Source organism: Paenibacillus sp. 2003 (genome assembly GCF_031455635.1).
Classification (GTDB): Bacteria; Bacillota; Bacilli; order Paenibacillales; family Paenibacillaceae; genus Paenibacillus; species Paenibacillus amylolyticus_B.
This window is the reverse complement of sequence record NZ_JAVDTB010000008.1, coordinates 1-13,218: the sequence shown is the minus strand read 5'-3', so window position 1 is coordinate 13,218 and position 13,218 is coordinate 1. Positions and strand designations below refer to the sequence as shown.

Below are 13,218 nucleotides of genomic sequence, written 5' to 3'. Positions count from 1 at the left end.
GCACATACAAATGACTGATATGCTTGAGCAGTATATAGAATTCCACCATGAGAAAACAGTGAGCCGGGCGAAGCTGCTGAAGTATGTGATGTGGGTAGTTCAATATTCGAAGGATACGGATATCGATTCCGTCTGGATTCTGGCTATGATGTGGCAAGAGAGCCGGATGTTAGAGAAAAGTGTATCATCTCATGGAGCGATTGGTTTACTTCAGATTCTTCCTAGCACAGCGAAATCGTTTGGAGTGAGCAAAGAGGAGCTACATCAGCCTGAAACGAATATCAGGACAAGCATTATATACTTGGAATATCTTATGGATAAGTACGACGGAAATCTTCGTAAGGCAACCATTGCGTACAATCAGGGGGAGGGCAATGTAGATAAGGGAAAGGCTCGCCCCTGGTACTACAATCACGTGAAAGAGCATCATAAAAAGATGCTTGGAATAATCAAAAAAGGTCAATAAACATCAGTTAACAATAGAGTTTTAATACTAAAGTATCGTTTATTAATTTTACATAGGGAGATCCAAATGGGAAAATTTCCAGAACATATTAGCACGAATTTGCAGGTAGATAAGAAGCATTACACAATGGATGACGTAGAAAATATTGAACGTTGTAAGCTCGATGAGCATTTCCTAGGGGATTGTATTTTGGTCAATGAGAATCTGATTTGGCATTCCGTTCATAAGTATATTGGAAAGCCCGAAATGATTATTAAGAATCATTGTGTAGAGAAGGATGATATTCTCCAACTGGGCCGTCTGGGATTCATCAAAGCGATTAGGGCATTTGATACGGGGCGTGGCGTGAAATTTAGTTCGTTTGCTGTCACTGCGATTGTCAGAGAAATCAGATGTTTTCTAAGAGATAGTGCAAGCATTATTCGTCCAACTCGCACAGCTACGGAATTAATCAACCGAATCAATCGACTTGAGCACGATATGGGCTACCTGCCACCAGCACATGAAATCGCATTGCTGCTGGATGAGGAGGAAGATAAGATCAACAAAGCACTTCAGGTGGGTAAAGGTGTGAAGTACCTGGATGAGCCTGTAGGTGCTGATGATCAACAAACTCAATCCGTGACATTGATGGATACCATCTATAGCGGGGAGAATATTGAAGAAGGTATTCTAGACAAGCTATACGTTGATGCGGTTATTGATTCGGTCAAGCGCAAGCTTAGTGAGAAAGAAGTGACTGTACTGAAGCATCGTGTAGAAGGATTTAATCAAACTCAGACAGCAGATATGGAAGACATTAGCCAGATGAGGGTCTCTAGAATTATGCGAAAAGTAGCTAAAATGCTGGATAAAAAGGGTCAGGCATGATTTTTGCCTCAGCCCTTCATATCTTATATAACGTCTCATACATAACGTCCCTCCCGCATCCAAGCGTGAGGGATTTTTGCTGTTTTTGCCCTATGGGACATACTCCAAGTTGTCCGAACATAAGATAGTACAAGATTCCAAGTGACCCGGAGGAATGAATTGATGCGAAAAATAACGAAAGTACTTGCATGCATGCTTATCCCTGTCTTCTTGCTGTCTTCAATAGGGGTTACTCAAGCCCAGGCAACGTTTCAAGGTCCGTCTACACATGCGCAAAGCGCTGCGCTCATTGATGTCACATCAGGCCGGATCTTATACAGCAAGGATGGGGATAAGGAACTGCGAATTGCCAGCTTGACTAAAATCATGACAGCGATTGTAGCGATCGAACACAGCAAGCTGGATGAAAAAGTGAAAGTGTCTCCCTCAGCTTTTGCCAAAGAAGGGTCTTCTCTCTATCTCAAGTTAGGTGAAGAGATGACGCTTGAAAACATGTTGTACGGGCTCATGCTCCGTTCAGGCAATGACGCTGCCTCTGCGATCGCAGAACATGTCGGTGGATCAGAAGATGGCTTTGTCCTGTTAATGAACAAAAAGGCGGAGCAAATCGGCCTGACGCATTCCCACTTTATGAACCCTCATGGACTGGATGCAGAAGGTCACTATTCTACAGCTAATGACTTGGCACGATTAACGGCATATGCATTGCACAATCCGGTGTTCAAACGCATCGTAGCCACAGAGGACAAATCCGCACCGAACCCCAATGAAAGCTGGGAATACTCTTGGCACAATAAAAATAAAATGCTGCGGATGTATGAAGGTGCGGATGGAGTGAAAACCGGCTACACAAAAAAAGCTTTCAGATGTTTGGTCAGCTCGGCTACACGCAACGGACAGCAGCTCGCTGCGGTAACGCTGAATGATGGAAACGATTGGAACGATCATGCACGGATGCTTGATTTCGGGTTTGAGTACTTCCCGTTGGTAGAGGTCGCGAAGCAAGAACAGCCTGTGCAAAATACAGATGTCGTTACGGGCCGGGGATTTTGGTATCCACTGGCTAAGAGTGAACAAGGCTCATTGACCAAGAAATTGATACTACACGAAAATCGAGGACAGTCGGAAATGGATGGCAAGGAACAATCGACAGATCCTTCGTTCGGATTGGCAGGTCGCATTGATATGCAGCTTGACGGCAAACTTGTTGGCTCAATTCCCGTGTATCGCAAAGGCAGTTATATTCCTCCTGAACCGAAGACAGAAGATGCAACGCTGGGGGGAATCGGTGATGTCTCTTCCTGGGCAGCTGTATGGCGTGCCGTGTTAAGCCACTTGTTGTCTCCTTAGCTAAATCGCCATTGAAGGGAGGATATCATCCATGATTAATCTAATTTGGCTGCTCATGATTTTAATCGGATTTGCTTTTGCAGCCGTCAACAGCAATATCGAAGTGGTCACGCAAGCTGCTTTTGATGGGGCGGCAACGGGAGTCACGGTCTGTTTTGGACTGATTAGTGTGCTTGTGTTCTGGATGGGCATGATGAAAATGGCTGAAGATGCGGGTCTACTGGCTCGTATTGCCAAGCTGCTCGGTCCGGTTGTGGGTTTCCTGTTCCCCGATGTGCCCAAAAATCATCCAGCGATGGGTTATATTCTCTCCAATATGAGTGCCAATCTGCTGGGGCTAGGAAATGCGGCTACTCCAATGGGCATCAAAGCCATGCAACAACTGCAGGAGCTTAATCCGGACAAACAAACCGCTTCTCCTGCCATGTGCACCTTACTGGCTCTGAATACGGCTAGTATTACCATTATTCCGACAACGCTGATCGCCATCCGCTTAAACTATCATTCTGCCAATGCTACAGAGATTGTGGGAACAACATTGATGGCTACCATTATCGCTACACTTGCTGCTATAATCGCCGATCGCTGGTATCGGAACAGGGCTTTACACAAACCGCCGCGCATACAGAAAAGTGGCAATCCCGGCATGAAAGGATGAGCACCTTTGTTAACCTTCATCAACTGGATCTCCGTCTGGGCCATCCCGGTTATTATCGCGTTTGTTCCATTATATGCGTTTACCAAAAAGGTCCCGGTTTACGAATCCTTTGTTGATGGGGCCAAGGATGGTTTCTCCACTGCAATCAGTATTATTCCGCATCTCGTGGGCATGATGGTCGCAATCAGCGTATTTCGTGCCTCGGGTGCACTGGATTTTGTGATTAGTCTGTTCGCTCCGCTGGTGTCCTGGATGGGTGTTCCGGGCGAAGTGTTGCCACTCGGAATACTACGTCCTTTAACGGGGACAGGCTCTCTGGCGTTTACAACCGATCTGATCAAAACCCATGGCCCTGACTCCATGATTGGACGTATGGCATCTACGATTCAGGGGAGTACAGACACCACGTTATATGTGCTGACTGTTTATTTTGGGGCTGTAGGCATACGGAACGGTCGATATGCACTCAAAGTAGGGTTGTTTTCCGATGTCGTTGGTTTTATTGCTGCCCTCGCCATTTGTTTGCTCGTTTTTGGTTAAAAGATATCTCCTTTCCTTCCGATATATTAGATATGCTAGAATAATAGCGGAGGAGAGTGAGACATGCAGAAGAGTTGGAAACGAATGCTCCGTGTCGGAATGACAGGCGTACTTGCTATTGCAATGCTCGCGGGTTCAACGGGGCTGGCGGCGGCTCAATCCGTTCAGACAATACATTTTACAGGTTACTTCGACAAACAGTTGCGTGCACAAATGGCAGTTATGGCAGATTCTTTTCCAGTCGTGAATGTACGTTTGGTCAAGCAGGATGAACCCGATATGGTATATTATGATGTTGGTACCTCGATACTGATCTCGAAGGATGAAGTGCTCACGAATTACCATGTCGTTCAGAGTTTTGCAGAACTGTCTGATGGTGATGAAGGTACACTGACTGTTGCAAGCCCGGGTTCCCTTAGTAAGCCTATAAAGGCAAAGATTATTAAGACAGATCCGGTCACAGACATGGCACTGCTGAAGTTGGACAAGGAAATAGACGCCCAACCGGTCACATTTGCAAACGCAAGGGATAACCAGGTTGTTTATACCATTGGATTCCCCAAAAATCCTGCTGGTGATCTTGTCATCCTGGATGAAGATTTTCCTTCAACCTACAATACGATAGCCAAAAGCAGAGTGTTCAGTTCCCAAGCTTCGGACGTTCCAGGTAAAAAGGGAATCGGCAGTATTGTGAAATCCATGGCACAAGGTAATTCAGGTGGCCCTGTTCTGGATCAGAACAACCGGGTAATTGGTATGATGACATTTGTGTACGGTGGACGTACCTATTATATTACTTCCAAAACATTGCAGACTTTCATTAAAGAGAGTACTAAACCTGCCAAAAAACAAGTTGCAGTTGCCGGCAAAGTTTCCAGTTAAATGATTTGAGGAAAAGGCTTATCTTTACACTTTCTGTGTTTAACAGGTCGTGTATAGGCAGGCTTTTTTTGCGTCAATCTCAAAGGGGAAGGTAGCCTAAAATGCGTATTCGTGTCGCCAGATTACAAAATCCTTGGATTATCCTTGTGATTTCCCTGTTTGATGGGTATCATTAGTGTGAGGTGACATGACAAACATGGAAAGATTACAAAAAATTATCGCACAGGCAGGCATTGCATCCCGCCGCAAGAGCGAGGAACTAATCCTGTCCGGCAAAGTAGAAGTTAACGGGGAGGTCGTAACCGAACTGGGTACAAAAGCGAACCCCGAAGAGGATATGATTACGGTTAATGGAAAACCGATCCGCAGTGAGAAAAAAGTGTACTTGATGTTGAACAAGCCAAAAGGTGTAATCACAAGTGCATCTGACCCAGAAGGTCGGAAAATTGTATCCGACTACCTGAAAGGTGTCAAGGAACGCGTATATCCTGTGGGTCGTCTGGATTATGACACAGAGGGCTTATTGATCCTTACCAATGATGGTGAGTTTGCACATTTGCTGACGCATCCGAAGCATCACGTACCCAAAACGTATCATGCAACGGTTAAAGGTGTGCCGCATGGTACAGCTCTGGAGAAATTAAAGACAGGCATTATGCTGGATGACGGCATGACTGCTCCTGCAGAGGTAGAGTACAAAGATGTGGATACAGCCGCTAATGAGTCGGTCATTTCCATTACGATCTATGAAGGACGTAACCGTCAGGTTAGACGTATGTTCGAGGCAATCAACCATCCGGTAACCCGTCTGAAACGGATTTCGTTTGGTGGCATTTTGCTACAAAACCTGAAACGTGGTCTGACACGTAATCTGACCAAAGAGGAAGTCAACAACCTGATTACCCTCGCACAATCAGAACCAGCCAAAAAAATGAAAAAAAGGTAATGTGAGGACACATAATTTTCATAAAACCGCCGCAGTTTTGTGACGAAATTCGCTATAATTGTTCATAGGATGTTCACAGTTGTCTTAGACCAATAAGATGCGAATGCTACAGTCACTTAAAAGGGGAGCAGCACATGGGAAAATCAAGAAGAACGGTGCAAATCGTCATTTTGTTATTGATCCTGGTGTTGGGCGGATATGCGATTACCACATCGGTATCCGGCTCGAATGGCAAGCCAAAGGAAGGGGACAAGTCTCCTTCTTTTGAACTGCTGGGCCTGGATGGTCAAGTTCATACGTCTGATGAGTACAAAGGAAAAGCAATGGTGATCAATTTCTGGGGCACTTGGTGTGAACCTTGTGTTAAAGAAATGCCTGCACTTCAGGCGCAAGCTGACAAATGGAAGGGCCAGGGAGTACAATTTGTCGGAATTAATGTTGGAGAAGACCAGATGACCGTGGATAATTTTGTACGGCAGGTTGGGGTTACGTTTCCAATCATGTTAGACCGTGAGAAAAACTCGGTTCGTGATTTTGGGATCTCTCCGATGCCAACGACATTCTTTGTATCCGACACGGGCAAAATCTCTACCATTCATATCGGGCAACTTGATTTGGACACACTTGACGCTCAAATTTCGCAACTGGCGAAGCAGCCCTGATAGGAGGTCTATTCGTGTTCCAAAATACCAAATGTGAGTGCGGACACCAGAATCCGGTAGGCACTGTACTATGTGAAGCATGTGGGAAACCGCTGCTGGAGTCTGAAGCTAAATCGGATGAAGTGCTGGAAATGCGTTATGATGGCATGGCGCGCCGTTCACAGCGTAGTAATCCCAACATCATTGACCGCATATGGAACTTTTTTTCTTCCGTTAAAATTGCCGTCTATATGATTGTTTTTACGCTTGTAGGTTCTATGCTTGGTACAATCTATCCGCAAGAAAGTACATTCTTGAATATTGATCCTTCCGTGTATTACAAAGAAACATACGGTCAGTTGGGTCATATCTATTATCTGTTGGGTTTATCCCATACATACGAATCCTGGTGGTTTATTCTACTGCTGGTGCTGATTGGGGCATCATTGGTGATATGCAGTCTGGATCGCGTCCTACCGCTCTACAAAGCACTGAATAAACAGAGAATACGTAAGCATACGCAATTTTTGACAAGACAGCGTCTGGTGTACCAAGGTACCATCGAAGAGGCACCAGAAGACTGGATTAAGAAAGCGGTTACGCCGTTGAAAAAGAAAGGATACCGCGTGCACACCCAGGGGGATGCTTTGCTCGCCGAGAAACAGCGATTCAGTCGATGGGGCCCATATGTAATCCATATTGGACTCATTATATTTCTGCTGGCGGTGCTCGCACGAGGGCTACCTGGCCTGAATCTGGATGAGCATGTTGCTTTTCCGGAAGGTGAGATCAAAAAGATCCCGAATACGTCGATGTATCTGCAAAATGAACAGTTTAATGTTGAATTCTACAGTGAGGAAGAAGTACCTGAGCAATTCCGTAACCTCAATAAGACCGTTCCGAAACTGTTCGAAACAAAAGTTGTTTTGTATGAGTGTACAGCAGATTGTTCGGATCTTTCGAAGAAACCTCAGTTAGCTGAGGTAGCCAGACATGATGTACGTGTGAATCATCCATTAAATTATAACGGTCTGAAGGCATATCAGTTTGATTATGATCTAACACCCACCATTCGGTCTGTAACGCCTGATCTGGTCAATACAAAGACGGGTGAAGTATATGGGGCGATTAAGATTGATATGGTCGACACCCAAAAAACATTTGAAGCGGGTCCTTATGAACTGACCGTAAAGGAAAAGTTCATGGACTTTGGATTGGATGAGAATGGTCAGCCCAAATCAAAATCGCCTTCACCTAATGCACCTGCTTTTCTCTTTCTCATTAAGGGACCGAATCTGCCAGAAGAGGGGATACAGTATCTTTATTTTGCGAAGCAGATTGATAAACAACGGTTTCAGCAGGATGCAATTAACCAACAGCTGATTGGAACAGAGATTCCTTTACAGTTGGAAGTAGACAGCATGGACAAGGTTGATATTATTCAATCCGTAAGTTATCTCAATATACGCGTGGATAAAGCAATGCCTTTTGTGTGGGTAGGAGCCGGCATTGTCATGTTGGGTCTGGTCATGGGTTTTTATTGGCATCATCGCCGTATCTGGATTCGTTTTGATGATCAACAGCTTACCTTGGGTGGACATACCAACAAAAACTGGTTTGGCTTCAGGCGTGAAGTCGCGGCTGTTTTGAAACAAATGAATTTGGAAGTGGAAGAGAAGTCGTTGGATAACGGGGGGAACCAAGCATGAATTTATTGGATTTCAGCAGCGACGCATTTATCGTAGCTTTCTTTCTCTATTGTGCCGCATTCTTTTTATATGGTGTTGCGGTAATGGGCAAAAAATGGAGCAATCGTGATCCTCTGGACCATATGAATCGCTGGGGTAAACGAGCTTTCATTGCCTCGACTGTCGCTTTGGCAGCACATCTTGTATTTTTTGCAACACGATGGGCTGGGGCAGGGCATATCCCGGTTAGTAACATGTACGAATTTATGTCTTTTCTGTCCATGATGATCATGGTTGCATTTATCGTTGTATACGCCATATATCGGAAGTCACTACTGGGTTTGTTTGCCTTACCACTTACCATCATTATAATGGCTTACGCTGCTGTATTTCCTCAGGAGGTACAGCCGTTAATCCCGGCACTTCAGTCCATCTGGCTGAAAATTCACGTGACGTTGGCCGCACTTGGTGAAGCATTCTTCGCCGTGGGTTTTGCCGCAGGGTTCATGTATTTGCTCCGTACTGTTGATTTCAGTGGTAAAGACAAGTCTTCAAGACGTCAAAGAGGATGGGTTGAATTCACCCTGGTTACGATCGTCGTCGTTATCGGTTTTATCGGGACGGTATTTGCCTTTCGTGCAGCTGGTTATGAGGCGGTTTTTGTACAGAAAACGGTCAGCATTGACACGGAGGTACAGGAAAATAGTACAATAGAGAAAGTGAATTATCGCATGCCTCCGATTTTTGCTCCATATAATAGTGAAGTGGAGAGCATGACACCGTTTCTTGGCATGAAAAAACCTTTACTTGAGACGCCTTCCTGGATGAACGGCGTAAATGCCGGGCGTAAGCTGAATACGGTGGTTTGGTCACTTATTGTAGGTCTGATCCTGTATGGAATTGTACGACTTCTTGTACGCAGACCACTTGGACAAGCGTTACAGCCAATGATGGATGGAATCGATGCTGATGATCTGGATGAGATAAGTTACCGCGCGATTGCCATTGGTTTTCCGATATTTACGCTGGGAGCATTAATTTTTGCCATGATCTGGGCTCAGATTGCCTGGAGTCGCTTTTGGGGTTGGGACCCCAAAGAGGTGTGGGCATTGATTACATGGCTATATTATAGTGTGTATCTGCATTTGCGTTTATCCAGAGGTTGGCAAGGTCAGAAGTCTGCATGGCTTGCAGTTCTTGGCTTCTTGGTCGTCATGTTTACGCTGGTTGGAGTGAACCTGATCATTGCCGGATTACATTCTTACGCTGGAGCTGACTAGGACAGACTCGTATTGCAAAGGTTGAGTTTAGAAGCGGGAAACACAAATGTACCTTATTATTGAAGGGTATTCAAATATTGTTCGCCAGATCGAACATAATAGAAGTGATGAGGAGTTATTGCAAAGGGGCTGGAGAGGCATGGCTGAACATGAGAATCGAATACTGGTCGTGGACGACGAAGAGAGAATCCGCAGGCTTTTGAAAATGTATCTTGAAAAAGAAGGTTATGAAATCGATGAAGCTGAGGATGGGGAAACTGCGCTGCGTAAAGCAACAGCAGGGGACTACGGGCTGATTTTGCTTGATGTGATGTTGCCGGGTATGGATGGAGTTGAAGTGTGTACCCGTCTTCGTCAGGTGAAATCAACGCCGGTTTTGATGCTCACTGCAAAAGGTGAAGAGATTAACCGGGTTCAAGGCTTCGAAGTTGGCGCTGATGACTATGTTGTAAAACCATTCAGCCCGCGTGAAGTGATTTATCGTGTCAAAGCGATTTTGCGTCGATCTTCCGCGACAGCTTATCTCTCCAAGGAGAGCAATTCGAGTAACAACATCGTGTTCCCGCATCTGGTTATTGAGCATGATGCCCACCGGGTAACCGCTGGTGGCGAAGAGATTAGTCTTACACCAAAAGAATATGAATTACTGCACTACCTGGCAACATCTCCCGACAAAGTTTTCTCCAGAGAAGAATTGCTCAAGGATGTTTGGAATTACGAATTCTTTGGCGATCTTCGTACCGTGGATACGCATGTGAAGCGTCTTCGCGAGAAACTTAACAAGGTATCGCCTGAATCGGCGGCCATGATTACGACGGTGTGGGGTGTGGGTTATAAACTGGAAGTACCGAAGTAGTTTTAGTTTCTGGAGATCACTGGTCGGGAAGTTATGGATCACTATTATCTGCCTTGTGGGTTGTGTACTTATAGCGCTGGGTCTTTTTTTGCTGCCTTACATTGATACGAACTTTGCAGAATCCGAATCCAGAGATATTAAGCGGTTGTTCACCTATATCTGTATAATCGGATTCAGTTTAACCACGTTTTTTGCATTGTTTCTATTCACCAAAATAACGCAGCCCATGCAGCAATTGATTCAGGCAGCCAATGCGATTCGCAAAGGGAACTACGGAACACGTCTCTCCCTGGTAACGAGTGATGAGATTGGTGAACTTGCCAACACATTTAATCATATGGCTGCCCAACTGGAAGATAATATTCGAAACCTTAACCATGAGAAGGAACATTTGGCAAGTGTGCTTCGCAGCATGACCGATGCGGTGGTTACATTTGATGGTGAAGGCAAAGTTATTCTGACGAATCCGCCAGGAGAGAAGATCATGCAGGCATGGTATGATCTCGATTGGGCAAAAATGGACGAAGGACAAGAATCCGAGCAGTCTGACAAGACTTCGCGTGATGTACCTGAGCCCCTTCTTCCTTTGTTCAGAATGGTGATGGAGCAAGGCGGGGACCAGAACTCCAATGTTCATGTACAGCAAGGTGTCTGGTCTGTTCAGATGGCACCGTTGTATGCTGACAGTGTTGTCAGGGGGGCTGTGGCAGTCTTAAGAGATGTAACAGAAGAAGTGCGTCTGGAGAAAATGCGGCGTGATTTCGTGGCTAACGTATCTCATGAGATACGAACTCCGCTATCCATGATGCAAGGCTACAGTGAAGCCCTTTTGGACGGCATGGCAACCTCACCGGAAGAGAGCGAAGAACTGATCCAGGTCATTCATGATGAGTCCCTGCGGATGGGCAGACTGGTTAAAGACTTGCTTGATCTGGCGCGGATGGAAGCTGGACACACGGACATGGTGATGAAGGAAGTTGACCTCGGAGAACTACTTGAACGTGTATATCGGAAGTTCTCGGTGCGTTCAAAAGAACAGGGAATTCAACTGCAATTTAAGTTCGAACAACCAACCATTGAACTTCAACAAGCAGATGAGGATCGACTTGAGCAAGTATTTACGAATTTGCTGGATAATGCGTTCAGACATACACCTACTGGCAAAAATGTAATGATCTCAGCCGAGCGGGTCACTTATCTTCGTGCTCCATTTGTCAGAGTTTCTGTGAAGGATCAGGGTGTAGGTATCCCTTCATCCGACTTGCCATTTATTTTTGAACGATTCTACAAAGCAGACAAGGCTCGTGTTCGGGGAGAAAGTGTAGGTACGGGGCTTGGTTTAGCGATTGTGAAAAATATTGTTGATGCGCATCAAGGCATGATTACCGTCAATAGTGTGCTTGGCGAAGGAACAGAGTTTATTTTGCAATTTCCTTTGGATTCATCGAAATAGCCTGAATTTCATACAAAAAGTGCGGAAACACCCTCTTATGGAGGGTGTTTTTTTGTTGAAGGCTACCGTTTAATCTTGTTCAACGTGGAACATGAGTGGTCTTTTTTTGACTAAAAAGAGTGTCCAAGATAATTTTCCTTCCTATGTTACATAAGCTTGAAAAGCAAGCAAGATAGAGGAGGATTGAGTTAAGCATGTCCGATGATCGAAAAAGGGTCAATATTAAAGCTTTTCTGGAAGGCAGATCTTTTAGACCGGGCTCTCCGTTTATTCCAATAACCACAAGAGAACTGGAGCAATTTGAATCCATACTGCGTTCATTGGCTGTGGCTATTCCTGCTGCAATTAGTCAGCCGACTTCATCCAATATACTGTCTTTGCAGAACGCATTACGCCAGTTACTTAGTTTTGTAAATCAATCCGGATTTCGTGCCGGGGTAAAGGCAGAGTTACAAGCCGTATTGGAATTAACGATTGCAGGGTCAGAGGTTGTCCCTGTTCCTCTTATTAATCTCGCAGGTAACTTGCAGAACTTACTGGATGACTTGTTAAGTGTGACACTGCTTCTGGAAGTACCACCTGCAGAAAAAGATAAACTTGTGGGATTAATTCGATCGATCTCCATATCGCTAAGCCGGGCGACGACAACTCTTGGAACCGGAGGGATTACCGGACCAGCCGGCCCACAGGGAGTGCCAGGAGTCCCGGGCGTACCCGGTGTCCCAGGAGTCCCTGGGGTGAAAGGGGCTACTGGTACACCGGGAGGAATTGGACCAGTAGGACCGGTTGGCCCAGTTGGACCACAGGGTCTGGCAGGAGCACCTGGTGTTGGCTTGAACAATATTACTGCATATGATCCTGCACTGGGACCAACTTATGCTCAAGGTCAAGTAGTAAGCTACGAGGGTAGTCTTTATGTTGCCAATGTAAACGGTCCCTTGGGTACACCCGGAAGTTCTCCAGACTACACTCTTTTGCTGTCGGGTGGAACGACTGGAGCAACGGGAGCAACCGGAGCTGGTTTGACAGGAGCCGTGGCATTTAATCCAGCGCTCGCCCCGGGTTATCCAGCAGGTCAAGTAATTACGTATAACGGTAGTACTTACATTACGAGTGTAGCTGGTCCTCTAGGAACACCAGGATCTTCATCGGATTATACATTAATCGCTGCTGCGGGGGCGACTGGTGTAACTGGAGCCACAGGTGCAGGATTAAGTGGCGTCGTGCCATTCGATCCCGCATTAGCACCAACATATCCAGCTGGACAGATCGTCACGTTTGGTGGCAGTACTTACATTACAAATGTCGCTTCGCCAACGGGTACGCCAGGAAGTTCTCCAGATTACACGTTGCTTGCAGGTGCAGGACCTACAGGAGCCACAGGTGCATCAGGTGTAACTGGAGCAACTGGGGCAGGATTGACAGGCCTAGTGCCATTTGATCCAGTCGTAGCCCCAACGTATCCAGCGGGTCAGGTTGTAACGTTTAACGGTAGTACGTATATTGCGAATGTGGCGTCACCAACGGGAACGCCGGGGACTTCACCGAATTATACGTTGATCGCTGGAGCAGGAGCGACAGGTGTGAC

The 13,218-nt window shown here is 45.8% G+C and carries 13 protein-coding genes; all 13 read left to right on the top strand.

The window, feature by feature from the left end; all coding sequences use genetic code 11:
- Positions 1-10 precede the first annotated feature (10 nt).
- On the top strand, positions 11-466 hold the full coding sequence (locus J2X75_RS24285) for a lytic transglycosylase domain-containing protein (RefSeq protein ID WP_310340985.1): 456 nt from the start codon (positions 11-13) through the stop codon (positions 464-466).
- Positions 467-532: 66 nt separating this feature from the next.
- Positions 533-1,336, top strand: coding sequence for a sigma-70 family RNA polymerase sigma factor (locus tag J2X75_RS24280; RefSeq protein WP_310340983.1), 804 nt, complete (start codon positions 533-535; stop codon positions 1,334-1,336).
- A gap of 162 nt (positions 1,337-1,498) precedes the next feature.
- Positions 1,499-2,686, top strand: a complete 1,188-nt coding sequence (locus J2X75_RS24275) for a D-alanyl-D-alanine carboxypeptidase family protein (RefSeq protein WP_310340980.1) — start codon at positions 1,499-1,501, stop codon at positions 2,684-2,686.
- A gap of 31 nt (positions 2,687-2,717) precedes the next feature.
- Complete coding sequence (locus J2X75_RS24270; protein ID WP_310340975.1) at positions 2,718-3,344, top strand: nucleoside recognition domain-containing protein; 627 nt, start codon at positions 2,718-2,720, stop codon at positions 3,342-3,344.
- A 6-nt stretch (positions 3,345-3,350) separates the two neighbouring features.
- Positions 3,351-3,884 carry a spore maturation protein gene (locus J2X75_RS24265; protein ID WP_017687658.1) on the top strand — a complete coding sequence of 178 codons (534 nt, stop codon included), beginning with the start codon at positions 3,351-3,353 and terminating at the stop codon, positions 3,882-3,884.
- Between the two features lie 63 nt (positions 3,885-3,947).
- A complete protein-coding gene (locus J2X75_RS24260) occupies positions 3,948-4,766 on the top strand; it encodes a S1 family peptidase (RefSeq protein ID WP_310340972.1) in 819 nt (272 codons plus the stop codon).
- 196 nt (positions 4,767-4,962) lie between these two features.
- Positions 4,963-5,712: a pseudouridine synthase gene (locus J2X75_RS24255; RefSeq protein WP_062835222.1), complete on the top strand. Its 750-nt coding sequence runs from the start codon at positions 4,963-4,965 to the stop codon at positions 5,710-5,712.
- 134 nt (positions 5,713-5,846) lie between these two features.
- Positions 5,847-6,374 carry a redoxin family protein gene (locus J2X75_RS24250; RefSeq protein ID WP_307534789.1) on the top strand — a complete coding sequence of 176 codons (528 nt, stop codon included), beginning with the start codon at positions 5,847-5,849 and terminating at the stop codon, positions 6,372-6,374.
- Between the two features lie 14 nt (positions 6,375-6,388).
- Positions 6,389-8,062 carry a cytochrome c biogenesis protein ResB gene (gene resB / locus J2X75_RS24245; protein WP_307534792.1) on the top strand — a complete coding sequence of 558 codons (1,674 nt, stop codon included), beginning with the start codon at positions 6,389-6,391 and terminating at the stop codon, positions 8,060-8,062.
- Positions 8,059-9,321, top strand: a complete 1,263-nt coding sequence (ccsA, locus tag J2X75_RS24240; RefSeq protein WP_091018068.1) for a cytochrome c biogenesis protein CcsA — start codon at positions 8,059-8,061, stop codon at positions 9,319-9,321. The genes resB and ccsA overlap by 4 nt, the downstream gene beginning before the upstream one ends.
- Before the next feature lie 139 nt (positions 9,322-9,460).
- Entirely contained in the window at positions 9,461-10,177 is a 717-nt protein-coding gene (locus J2X75_RS24235; protein WP_017687664.1) for a response regulator transcription factor, read from the top strand.
- A 55-nt stretch (positions 10,178-10,232) separates the two neighbouring features.
- Entirely contained in the window at positions 10,233-11,630 is a 1,398-nt protein-coding gene (locus J2X75_RS24230; RefSeq protein WP_253501426.1) for an ATP-binding protein, read from the top strand.
- A gap of 194 nt (positions 11,631-11,824) precedes the next feature.
- Positions 11,825-13,218: collagen-like repeat preface domain-containing protein (locus J2X75_RS24225; RefSeq protein WP_310340965.1), on the top strand; the 1,394-nt coding region annotated here is incomplete at its 3' end.

What these genes read in the sequence shown, in the direction of transcription:
- J2X75_RS24235 (WP_017687664.1), top strand. Translation starts at nt 9,461, where the DNA reads ATGGCTGAACATGAGAATCGAATACTGGTCGTGGACGACGAAGAGAGA.
- J2X75_RS24250 (WP_307534789.1), top strand. Translation starts at nt 5,847, where the DNA reads ATGGGAAAATCAAGAAGAACGGTGCAAATCGTCATTTTGTTATTGATC.
- J2X75_RS24270 (WP_310340975.1), top strand. Translation starts at nt 2,718, where the DNA reads ATGATTAATCTAATTTGGCTGCTCATGATTTTAATCGGATTTGCTTTT.
- J2X75_RS24285 (WP_310340985.1), top strand. Translation starts at nt 11, where the DNA reads ATGACTGATATGCTTGAGCAGTATATAGAATTCCACCATGAGAAAACA.
- J2X75_RS24280 (WP_310340983.1), top strand. Translation starts at nt 533, where the DNA reads ATGGGAAAATTTCCAGAACATATTAGCACGAATTTGCAGGTAGATAAG.
- J2X75_RS24255 (WP_062835222.1), top strand. Translation starts at nt 4,963, where the DNA reads ATGGAAAGATTACAAAAAATTATCGCACAGGCAGGCATTGCATCCCGC.
- J2X75_RS24260 (WP_310340972.1), top strand. Translation starts at nt 3,948, where the DNA reads ATGCAGAAGAGTTGGAAACGAATGCTCCGTGTCGGAATGACAGGCGTA.
- ccsA (WP_091018068.1), top strand. Translation starts at nt 8,059, where the DNA reads ATGAATTTATTGGATTTCAGCAGCGACGCATTTATCGTAGCTTTCTTT.
- J2X75_RS24275 (WP_310340980.1), top strand. Translation starts at nt 1,499, where the DNA reads ATGCGAAAAATAACGAAAGTACTTGCATGCATGCTTATCCCTGTCTTC.